7 protein-coding genes are annotated in these 12,554 nt (G+C 30.1%); 6 read left to right on the top strand and 1 reads right to left on the bottom strand.

The window, feature by feature from the left end:
- Positions 1-13: 13 nt before the first annotated feature.
- Positions 14-2,083 (bottom strand): methionine--tRNA ligase, encoded by a 2,070-nt coding sequence (gene metG, locus MC378_RS12490; protein WP_338048450.1) that lies wholly within the window; start codon positions 2,081-2,083, stop codon positions 14-16.
- A 92-nt stretch (positions 2,084-2,175) separates the two neighbouring features.
- Here metG and MC378_RS12485 point away from each other — a divergent pair, with 92 nt between their 5' ends.
- From MC378_RS12485 to MC378_RS12460, 6 genes are all read left to right on the top strand, one after another.
- On the top strand, positions 2,176-3,201 hold the full coding sequence (locus tag MC378_RS12485; RefSeq protein ID WP_242179097.1) for a S66 peptidase family protein: 1,026 nt from the start codon (positions 2,176-2,178) through the stop codon (positions 3,199-3,201).
- Positions 3,202-3,245: 44 nt separating this feature from the next.
- A complete protein-coding gene (locus tag MC378_RS12480; protein ID WP_242179096.1) occupies positions 3,246-3,605 on the top strand; it encodes a YraN family protein in 360 nt (119 codons plus the stop codon).
- A gap of 99 nt (positions 3,606-3,704) precedes the next feature.
- Positions 3,705-6,623, top strand: a complete 2,919-nt coding sequence (locus MC378_RS12475) for a sensor histidine kinase (protein WP_242179095.1) — start codon at positions 3,705-3,707, stop codon at positions 6,621-6,623.
- 3 nt (positions 6,624-6,626) lie between these two features.
- Positions 6,627-7,379, top strand: a complete 753-nt coding sequence (locus MC378_RS12470) for a LytR/AlgR family response regulator transcription factor (protein WP_242179094.1) — start codon at positions 6,627-6,629, stop codon at positions 7,377-7,379.
- Positions 7,380-7,476: 97 nt separating this feature from the next.
- A complete protein-coding gene (locus tag MC378_RS12465; RefSeq protein ID WP_242179093.1) occupies positions 7,477-12,081 on the top strand; it encodes a T9SS type A sorting domain-containing protein in 4,605 nt (1,534 codons plus the stop codon).
- Between the two features lie 107 nt (positions 12,082-12,188).
- Positions 12,189-12,509 (top strand): hypothetical protein, encoded by a 321-nt coding sequence (locus MC378_RS12460; protein WP_242179092.1) that lies wholly within the window; start codon positions 12,189-12,191, stop codon positions 12,507-12,509.
- The last annotated feature ends 45 nt before the right edge of the window (positions 12,510-12,554 follow it).

Below are 12,554 nucleotides of genomic sequence, written 5' to 3'. Positions count from 1 at the left end.
ATTTCTTTAAGTATTAACTTACTTGTTGTCCGTTTTTAACGGCTTTTTCTGGCTCTACAAAAGCTAATTTACCATCAGGGGTATCCGTCATTAAAATCATTCCTTGGCTTTCTACACCTCTAATTTTTCTTGGCGCTAAATTAACCAAAACAGAAACTTGTTGGCCAATAATATCTTCTGGATTAAAGCTTTCTGCAATACCAGAAACAATGGTTCTTGTATCTATACCAACATCAACCTTTAATTTTAATAGCTTTTTAGTTTTAGCCACTTTTTCTGCTTCTAAAATAGTACCAATTCTAATATCTAGTTTTGTAAAATCATCAAACTCTATGGTTTCTTTTTGTGGTTCTACTACTTTATTTTCTTGCTCGTTGGCAATTTTAGTTGCTTCTAATTTTTCTATCTGAGCATCAATTGTTTTATCTTCAATTTTAGAAAACAACAATTCTGCTTTGTTTATTTGATGAGCTGCAGGTAATAAAACATCTTTTTCGGTAACATCTGTCCAAGAAAGCGAGTCATCAATATTTAAAATTCCTTTTAATTTATCCGAAGTAAACGGTAAAAATGGTTTAGAAGCTACTGCCAATGCTGTAGAAATTTGCAAAGCAACATACATAATTGTTTGTACACGTGCTGCATCAACTTTTATAACTTTCCAAGGTTCTTCATCCGCTAAATACTTGTTACCAAGTCTTGCTAAATTCATTAATTCTTGGCTAGCTTCTCTAAATCGGTATCTTTCTATAGACTTACCAATAATATTCGGAAACTCTTTTACAGCTGCTAAAACATCTTCATCTACTTCTGTAAAATCATTTGGTGCAGGTACAATTCCCTCGTAATATTTGTTGGTTAAAACCACAACTCTATTAATAAAGTTACCAAAAATAGCAACCAATTCGTTGTTGTTTTTAGCCTGAAAATCTTTCCAAGTAAAATCGTTGTCTTTACTTTCTGGGGCGTTTGCTGTTAAGGTATAGCGCAAAACATCTTGCTGATCTGGAAATTCTTCTAAATACTCATGCAACCAAACTGCCCAGTTTTTAGACGTCGATAATTTATTACCTTCTAAATTTAAAAATTCATTGGCAGGTACATTATCTGGTAAAATATAATCTCCATGTGCTTTTAACATGGCCGGAAAAATAATACAGTGAAAAACAATATTGTCTTTTCCTATAAAATGAACCAATTTTGTATCGTCTTTTTTCCAATAATCTTCCCAGTTTTTTCCTTCTCTTGCTGCCCATTCTTTGGTTGATGAAATGTAACCAATTGGTGCATCAAACCAAACGTACAAGACTTTTCCTTCCGCATCTTTTAATGGAACCGGAATTCCCCAATCTAAATCTCTGGTAACAGCTCTTGGTCTTAAACCATCTTCTACCCAACTTTTTACTTGTCCGTAAACATTGGGTTTCCAATCTTTTTTATGACCCTCTATAATCCATTCACGTAAAAAAGCTTCGTGTTTATTTAAAGGTAAAAACCAATGTTTTGTTTCTTTTAAAGTAGGTGTGTTTCCTGTAATGGCAGATTTTGGGTTGATTAAATCGGTTGCATTATGACTTGTTCCACAACTTTCACATTGATCTCCATAACTTTCTTCGAAACCACATTTAGGGCAAGTTCCTACTACAAATCTATCTGCTAAAAACTGATTTGCTTCTTCATCATACAATTGTTCAGAAACTTCTTCGATAAACTCGCCATCATTATACAATTTTGTAAAAAAATCAGAGGCAGTTTCATGATGAATTTTAGAGGAAGTTCTAGAATAGTTATCAAATGAAATACCAAAATCTTCAAAAGATTTTTTAATCATTCCATGATATTTATCGATAATAACTTGGGGAGAAACTCCTTCTTTTTTAGCTCTCATTGGTATGGCAGCTCCATGTTCATCAGAACCAGAAATGTAGGCAACATCTTTACCTGTTAAGCGTAAATAACGCGCGTAAATATCTGCAGGAACATAAACACCTGCTAAATGACCAATATGTATTGGCCCGTTTGTGTATGGTAAAGCTGCTGTAATAGTATATCTTTTTGGAGTATTCATAGAATTTTCCTTGATTTTATTTGTGGTTTGATTTTTGCGTGACAAAAGTACAAAAATCCGAGTTTTAAAAACCACTGAAAATTAATACATTTACAAAAACTAGTATTATGAGTAAAAAGAATCTTTTTAGTTTATTATTTATATCACTTTTAATGATGAATTGTAAAACAATTGCACAGTCTAAAGTAGAAAAAAGTACAAGTGAAATAACTAAATTGGTGACACCTCCATATTTAAAGGTAGGTGATAGCATTGTAATTCTGGCACCAGCAGGAATCTTAACACATCGTCAAGAAACCATTGAAAAAGCAAAAGAATTGGCAGAGAGTTGGGGTTTAAAAGTAGTTTTAGGAAAACATATTTTTAATAAACACAGTCATTTTGCAGGTACAGACGAAGAAAGAACAGAAGATTTGCAAAAAGCATTAGATAATCCAAATATAAAAGCAATTTGGTCTGGACGTGGAGGATATGGTTCTGTTAGAGTTTTAGACAAGTTAGATTATACTACTTTTTTACAACATCCAAAATGGATTATTGGGTATTCAGATATTACAGCTTTTCATAGTCATATTCACAATTTAGGTGTAGAAACCATGCACGCTATGATGGGTACGAGTGTAGATGATGATCCAGAATTAATTATAGAAACAATATCTAGCTTTAAAAAAGCACTTTTTGGAGATCAATTAACGTACACAATTCCGTCTTCTACGTATAATAAAACAGGAATTGCTGAAGGACAAGTAGTAGGAGGAAACCTTGCGTTATTGGCTTCTATGTTAGGCTCTAAAAGTCAAACAGATACTAATGGAAAGATTATTTTTATAGAAGAAGTAGGTGAATATAAATACAGTATTGATAGAATGTTACAAAGTTTAAAAAGAGCGGGATATTTTAATCATTGTACAGGTTTAATTATTGGCGATATTTCTAATATCAAGAAAAACTCAACCGATTGGGGATATACAATTGAAGAACTTGTTTTAGATGTTGTTAAAGAATATGATTTTCCTGTAATGTTTGATTTTCCTGCAGGACATAAGCCGGATAATAGAGCTTTGATTTTTGGTAGAAAAGCAGTATTAACGGTTAAAAGTTCAGGTCAACAATCTTCTTTAGAATTTGATTAATTTTTGATTTAATTATATTTTCTACTTTTAAACAAAAAACCAAATTGGCAACTCATAACGAACTTGGTAAAAAAGGAGAAGAATTAGCAATTGATTTTTTAATTAAAAACGATTATACAATTCTTGAAAAAAATTATCGATTTTTAAAAGCAGAGGTTGATATTATTGCTCTAAAAAAAGGTGTTTTAGCTGTTGTAGAAGTAAAAACAAGATCTACAGATTATTTTGGAAATCCTCAAGACTTTGTAAACCCTAAAAAAATAAAACTATTACTTTCTGCTATTGATTATTATGTAAGCGAAAAAGATTTAGATGTAGAAGTCCGTTTTGATATTATTGCAATCATTCATCAAAAGAATAAAATAAAAATAGAGCATTTAAAAGATGCTTTTCTATCTTTTTAAGAAGAACAGGCTACGCTTTAGAAACTATAAACAAGGTTTTAGAAATTAAACTAAAAATAAAAAGCATTAAATTGTATTTTTGATCAAATACATAAGGCCTTGTTTAGATTTTTAGTTACTTTTTTAGTAGTACTTTATTATATTCCTATTGTTTCGCAAGAACCTGTAGCTATTCATCTTTCAGAAAAAGATGGTTTGCCAGACAAAGAATTCTACAATATTATAGAAGATAAACAAGGCTTTATTTGGCTTTGTGCTGATAAAGGTTTATTTCGTTACGATGGAAAAACTTTTAAAAATTACACAAATAAAGAAAAAAAAGGACATTCTGTTTTTAATCTTTTAGAAGATAATGAAGGCCGTATTTGGTGTAATAATATAAGTGGTCAGTTTTTTTATGTTGAAGAAGGTAAACTAAATACTTTTATTGATTTAAGTCTAGTTTTAAAAGGAGAACTTACTTTTTTTAAAGTAGAAAAAGAGCATCTAATTGTATTTAGTCAATCGGTTATTTATTATATCAACAAAAACACTAAATTAATAGAGAAAGAACATGCTTTTAATACAGCAATAAGCCAACCAATTTCAATAAAAAAGGAAATGTTTATTGCTAGTATAGATTCTATAAGTGTATTTAATAATAAATATGATCTTAAAGAAAAATTTTCAATAAAAGGTAAGAACGAATCAAAGTTAGTTGAAGGAAGAACAAAAGTGTTTAAAATAGATTCTCTTTTATTTATCAACCAGGTTCGTGGTAAAATAAACACGTTTTTTAAAATTAATTTTTTAGAAAAAAAAGCAACAAAATTAGAAAATTTAAAAGGAGTAGAAAAAGAACAAATTTATGATGTTCTCAACAAGGATGATCAAATATGGTTTTCGACAACCAACGGTGTTTGGGTTTACAATTGGGTTAACAATAAATTTAAAGAAGAAAGGCAGTTCTTAAAAGGGAAAAATGTAACAAAGACTATTACAGATAAAGATGGAAATTTTTGGTTTATTACTTTAAATAACGGGGTTTATGTAGTGCCTAATATTTATATTGAAAAATATGCCATCTCAGAAGCTTCTAAAGGGATAAGTGTTTTAGATAAAATAGATGATCATACACTTTATTTTGGCTCCAATAATGGTAACGTTGGTTTATATAATATACATACCAATACAGAAACAACCATTGTTATGCCTAACAAATCTAGAGTTTCGGCAATAAAATATAATCCTAGAAAAGAACTAAGTTATATTGGTAAAGATATTAATGGTTATGTTTTAGATCATAAAACAGGTCTTTTAAAAGATGTTTTTAAAGTTTCTTCAGTTAAAAATTTTTTAATTTTAGAGAATAACGATGTGCATATTGTAGATCATAAAAACACTTATTTATTAAAAGAAGGCAACTTTAAAAAGCTAAAATATATCTATACTAATAAACGCCCATACACTTCCTTTTATCATAAAAAAGATAAATCTATTTACATTGCCTATGTAGATGGTTTGGTTAAAAATGATTCATTACGGAGCTCAAAAACTATAACGTATAATAATAAACCTATTTACGGCTTGTCTATTACAGATACTAAAGATGGTATTTTATGGGTTGCCACTTTTAAAGACGGTATTTTTGGTTTAAAAAACGATACAGTAACACATCATTTTACAACTAAAAATGGCTTGGTTTCTAATAGAATTGAAAAAATTAAAGCAGATCATAATAATTTGTGGATAGCAACAGATGCGGGGATTCAATTATTAGATACTAAAACAAATATTTTTAAAACCTTAACAAAAAGAGATGGTATTATTTCTTATGATATTTCTGGAATAGAAATTATGAAAGATAAAGTTGTTTTTTCATCTAGTGAAGGCTTATTTTCTGTTGATAAACAAAATGCATTTAAAGAACAAAAGGCCGTAGAAGTCTATTTTACAGAAGTTGAAATAAATGAAAAAGAAACCAAATTAGCAGCGAATTATAAACTAGGGTACAATCAAAATGCTATTAAATTTAGTTTTAATGTAAATGGATTAAAATTTAATAAAAAAGGAAAATATAAATACAGGTTACTAGGTTTTAATAAAAATTGGATTACTACTGCTATTGGAGAAACAAGTGTAAAATACAATAGTTTACCAGCAGGTGATTATACATTTCAAGTACAACCTGTTTTAACTGAAACACAAATTAAAAATAAAATAGCAGCACTTAATTTTTCAATTAAAAACCCTTTTTGGAAAACATGGTGGTTTATTTCTGGTGCAGTTGTTTTTGTATTTGTATCCATCATTTTGTATTACCGAAGAAAAATAAGAAAGGAAGAACAGCAGCGTTTAGTTGAGGTAAAACAATTGTCGTTAGACAAAGAATTAATTGCTTTAAAATTAGAAAACTTGCGCTCTCAGATGAATCCGCATTTTATTTTTAATGCATTAAATTCTATTCAAGAGTATATTATTTTAAATCAGAAAAAATTAGCAAGTGAATATTTAGGCAAATTTGCCAATTTAATTCGAACATACCTTAATCATAGCATAAAAGGGAATATTACTTTACAAGAAGAAATTGATTGTTTAGAAATGTACCTTGAGTTAGAGAAACTTCGTTTTGAAGAGAAGTTAAATTATACCATTGTTTCTTATGGAAATTTACATCCATCAGATATAAATATCCCAACAATGCTTATACAGCCTTATGTAGAAAATGCATTAAAACACGGTTTATTACACCGTAAAATAAATAGAGTTTTAAAAGTTAATTTTCATATTAATGATAAAACAAATGTTGTTAAATGTATTATAATAGATAATGGTGTAGGTAGAGAAAAGGCAGAAAAATTTAAAGCAAGAAGCTATAAAAAACACAAACCTTTCGCTACAAAAGCAACCGAAGATCGTTTAGCATTATTAAACTATGGAAAAGAAAAGCAAGTCGGTGTAATTATTACAGATTTGTTTGAAGATAATAACCCAGTAGGTACTCAAGTAACTATTAGCATCCCCTTTACAACCCTTTAAATTATGAAAGTAGTAATTATAGACGACGAACCTAAAGCTAGAAACTTACTAGAAGTTTTAATAAGAGAAAATTGCCCAAAAATCACCTCAATATTCAAAGCAGAAGATTTATTAAGTGGTGTTAAAATAATTAAAAAAGAACAGCCAAAAATTGTTTTTTTAGATATAGAAATGCCAGAACATTCTGGATTAGAAATTTTTGATTTTATAGATAAATCAACTCATAATTTTGAGATTATCTTTACTACAGCTTATAGTGAATATGCAATTCAGGCTTTTGAACTTTCTGCGATAGATTATTTATTAAAACCATTGCGCACCAATAAATTGATGGAAGCGGTAGAAAAAGCAATAATAAATTTTGGGAAATCTCATATTAATCTAAAACTAATCGAATTACAGAAAAGTTTAAAGTCGGCGAATTTTAAAAAAATAGGATTGCCAATTGCAGACGGAATTAAATTTGTAAATTTCGAAGATATTATTTTGCTAAAAGCAGATGGTATGTATACAAAAGTGAGTATAATAAATACACCTCAAATATTAATTAGCAAACCACTAAAACATTTTGTGGAGTTGTTAGATGCAATTCCTACTTTTTATAGACCACATCGTTCTTATTTAATCAACTTAAAATATATTAAAGAATATTATAAAAAAGATGGTGGTTATATTATTATGGATAATAATGAAACTGTTTCCATTTCAAAAGATAAAAAAGAAGAGTTTTTAACGATTGTACAGAATATTGGATAAACTTCAGCAATTGAAAATAGCTTTTCAGAAATTCAATCCAAACTAAACCCTTTTTTAGTGTAAAATTTGTTTTCATAACCAAAAAAATAAATTTATTATGAAAACAAGATTACTATTATTGCTGCTTTTTGTGAGTAGTTTGGCATTCGGTCAAATACCAACAAATGGTTTAGTTGGCGAATATTCATTTACAAATGGTGCTTTTACAGATGGCGCAAATGGTGTAAATTTTACACAAACAGGAACTGCGCTTACCACAGAAGATGATAGAGTTAACACAACAAATAATGCTGTGGGTTTAAATGGTGATTATTTAACAAGATCAGATTTAAACTGGGCACAAGAATTATCGATAAGTTTTTGGGTGAAAACAGACACCAATTCTGCGGATATAAAAACTATAATTGATGACCGAAACACTAGTGATTATGGTTATTACATCTATTTAAGAGATGGTAAAATAGGGATTTCAACAAAATATAGAGAAAAACATTTTAGCGTAGGTACTTTAGTAGATAGAACTCAAGGAGCTTTATCTACAGAGTTTATTGCAGACGGTGGTTGGCATCATATTGTAGCAACTATAAAAACAAATACTGTGTATAATGGTAGTTTCGATTCTACCCAAATTTGGTTAGATTTATTTATCGATGGAGAAAAAAAAGGAGATAGTCTTGCATACCATTCTTTTTATTATTTTAACATTCCAATAAATGCAAATACAAACCTTAAAATTGCAAGTAATGCTAATAATACTTTATCAACTGCAAATCAATATCAAGATAATTTAGACGATATTTTATTTTACAATAAAATATTATCTGCTTCAGAAATAGATCAAATAGGTACAATTAATAACTTTTGTTTTCCTTTAGCTTCAACAGATATTACAGTTTCAAATAACACAGAAACTTCGTTTGATATTACTTTGGCAAATAGTGGCGATTATGAATTAGCGTATGCATTAAAAGGACAACCATTTTCTACGGCAACTATTATTCCTTTAAACGGATATGTTTCCGGGAATTCACAAAGTATAACAGGTTTAACAGCAAGTAATTATTACAATATTTATGTTAGAAGCAAATGTAGTTCTACAGTTTGGTCTTCCTGGTCTAGCCCTAAAGAAACAAGAACCAAAGGTAAAATATTTGTAAACGTAACTGCAACAGGTAATAATGATGGAAGTTCTTGGGTAAATGCATTTTCAGATTTACAAGATGCTATTGCTGTTTTAGAAGACGACCAAGAAATATGGATTGCCCAAGGAACTTATATTCCTGGAGTTTCTGATAGGGATGCAAGTTTTATAATTGATAACTTAAATGTAAAGTTATATGGTGGTTTTAACGGAACAGAAACTACTTTACAACAAAGAGATTTTAGGACTAACGAAACTATTTTATCTGGAGATTTATTAGCAAATGATGCCGGTACAATTACAGGAACTTTAAGAACAGATAATGCGTATCATGTTGTAGAGGTAAATAATAATGGAGCAATTTTAGATGGTCTTACTATTGCAAACGGAGTAGCAAATAGCTCTGGAGACAATGCAGCTGGCGCAGCTATTTTTAAAGCAAAAGCTGTAAAAACACTTGTTGTAAAAAACTGTACTATAAAGAATAATCTAGCATATAATGCTGCAGGTATTTATGCAGAATATACTACATCTGGAGTTGGATCTTTAGTTATAGGAAACTGTATTTTTGATAATAACCTTGCACGTCTTTGTACTGCTTTTAGTGCTTGGGCAAGAACATCTGGTACGTTTACATTTAATATAAGCAACTCTTTATTTAGTAATAATGAAACTAAAGATTTAAGCGGAAGTAATAACGGAATCGCCGGAAGTGCAGGTTGGATAAGAGCAATTGGTAACAGTAGTACAATTGTAAATGCAAGTTTAAGCAATAACACCTACACTAATAATAATGATATAGGTACGCATACTTCTATGAGTAACTTTACAAGAGCAACTGTTGGTGCATCTGCAGAATATGGAGGGACAATAAACATGGAGGTTGCTAATAGTGTTTTTTGGAATAATACTATTTCTGGTGGAGCAATAGCAAACTCTATAACACAACTTAGTGGTGCTGAATTAGGTAATATTACAGCTGTTAATTCTATAGATGAAGATGGTTTTTCTAAATTAACAGCAGCTAATTTAACAAATACGAGTACTGCAGATCCATTATTTACAGATGCAGCAAATAATGATTTTACATTACAGGCAGCTTCACCAGCAATAGATACTGGTGATAATTCTAAGATTTCTACAAATAATATTATTGATTTATTAGGTAATTCAAGAATATTTAATACAACTGTAGATTTAGGTGTTTATGAGTTTGGTGCTTCTACACCGGTAGATTATACTTTAACAACCAACGCAACCAATGGGAGTGTTACAAACAATCCAAGTGGTAGCGTTTTTACGGCTTTAACAAGTGTAGAGCTAACAGCAACACCAGATACCGGTTATCAATTTAGTTCATGGACAGGAGATGTTACAAGTACAACCAACCCATTAACAGTTACTATGAATACGAATAAAAATATTACAGCAGTATTTATTAACGCTCAACAAACGTTAACAACTACAGCTGTAAATGGTAGTGTAACAACAAATCCAAATCCTGTAAATGGAACCTACGATTATGGAACACCCGTAGAAGTAACAGCAGTTCCAAATGCGGGTTATCAATTTAGTTCATGGACAGGAGATGTTTCGTCCAATACAAAAACAACAACGGTTATAATGGATGGAGATAAGTCTGTTACGGCTAATTTTATTGAAGGACCTGCTTTTGTAGATAGTAACGCTACAGGAAATAATGATGGAACTTCTTGGGCAAATGCGTACACCAATTTGCAAACTGCAATAAGTAATACAGCAGCAACAAAAACTATATGGGTTGCCAAAGGTATTTATAAGCCAGCAGGTAGTGGTAGATTATCAACATTTAGCCTAAACAAAAAACAAAAAATTTACGGAGGGTTTAATGGTACAGAAACCATCTTTTCTGAAAGGGATATTAATGCGAATCCGACCATTTTATCAGGAGATTTAAATGGAGATGATAATAATTCTATTTTAGATACCGAACCTACTAGACAAGATAATGCATATCATGTTATAACTGTTAAGGGAAATTTTGCTGAAGGAGGAGAGTTAAATGGATTTATTATAACAGGAGGAAACTCAAATGGAAGCTTAAGCGCTAGTTGCTCTACAGCTTCTGCAAGTCAGTATGATCATAGAGTTGGTGCAGCTATATATTCAAATCCAGAAGGAGAAAACTATAAAGTATATATGAAAATTACCAACTGTATTTTAGAAAAAAATACAGGTAAATATTATACTGTATTAGGTAGGTTTAGTCCTTGTGGTGATTTAGGAACACAATCTCATGTAGATTTTGAAAGTTGTATTATAAGAGATAATTATTCTGCAAGTTCTGCTAATATTGCCTATACAGGAAGTCAACAATATAATATTAAAAGTTATGGTACAATAGTAAATTCTTTAATTACAGGAAATAGCAATGGTACTACAGATAAATCTTCTGCATTATTAATTAGTAGTGGGGCTGGTGGTACTAATCCTTCTGCATTTGTATCTGTTATAAATACAACTATTGCGAATAATAATTCTACTAATAACAAAGCTGTAACCATAAACTTAAATAGCGCAAGTAGTTATCCTGTTTATTTTTATAATTCAATCATTTATAATAACGGTGGAACTACTTCAATTAATATTACGAGTTCAAATGGAGGATCAGCAACTTTTGCAAATAATATTGTAGAAGGAGGGCATTATAGCTCAACCAATTTAGACCCAATGCTAGGAAATGATTATGGCTTATTAGCAGGTTCGCCAGCAATTGACGCAGGAGATAATTCTAAATTACCAGGAAATATTACCATAGATGTAGCAGGAAATAATAGAGTTCTTAATACAACTGTAGATATTGGTGCTTATGAATTTGATGCAACAGCAATTATAAATAGAACTTTAACACTAGCAGCAACAAACGGAATAGTTGCTACAAATCCAAATCCAGTTAACGGAACCTATGCAGATGGAGCAACAGTAGCTTTAACAGCAACTCCTGATGCAGGTTATCAATTTGACGGTTGGTCTGGTGACGCAACAGGAACTACCAATCCATTAACAATTACAATGGATACAGACAAAAATATTACAGCTATTTTTAGTCCAATTCAAAGAGCGTTAAATGTAACGATTGTTGGAGGTGGAACAGTAACATTAGCAAACGGTTCATCTCCTAATGGAAACTATGCAGAAGGAACAGTTGTAACTTTGACAGCAACTCCTGACGCAGGTTATGGATTTGTTGATTGGTCTGTTGATGCAACAGGTACAAATAACCCTTTAAGCATAACTATAGATTCTGATAAAAATATTACGGCAACTTTTAGTACAACGGCAGGAGTTTCTGATGAAAATAAGATTGATTTTTCAATATTTCCAAATCCAACTTCATCAATATTAAATATTGAGATGAAGAATAATATAAAACAGATAACCATCTATTCTATAATAGGAGCCAAAGTTTTAACAACCAAATTAAAAACAATTGATACATCTAATTTAAATACAGGTGTGTATTTAATTATGGTTGAAGATGCAAAAGGAAATAGGATTAAAAAACGATTTGTAAAACAGTAACTGTTTAAACAAAAATCTCGTTAGTATTTATTCTAACGAGATTTTTCTATGAACTCATAAATCTTAATAAATGACTATTACAGTTTTTAATTAAAACATAAAAAAAAATGAAAGTATTATTAATAACATTAAGCCTGTTTGGAATGTTGTGTTTATCTAAAACTCAAAACACTCAAGAAGGTAATCAAGTAAACACCGAATTAACAATAGGTGGAAGTTTTAAACTGATTAATGACACCAAGCAAAAAGTAAGTATTTATACTGGCTCAGGTTTTGTGTCGCTTAATAAAGGTTCTAAAACTAGTATCAGTTGTAATACAGGAAAAGAAGTTTGTTGGGCAAATAAAGGGAAAAAAGGAAAAGTGATTTTTAAAATAACATCAAAACATTGCGGAAAAACAATTAAACTATCTACAGTAATAGATTAATTAAGAGCCGAATTCTTATTATAAAAAGAGAAAGTAATTTAAAAA

This window comes from Polaribacter marinus, assembly GCF_022662535.1.
GTDB classification, from domain to species: Bacteria; Bacteroidota; Bacteroidia; order Flavobacteriales; family Flavobacteriaceae; genus Polaribacter; species Polaribacter marinus.
This window is presented reverse-complemented; position numbering and strand designations above follow the sequence as displayed.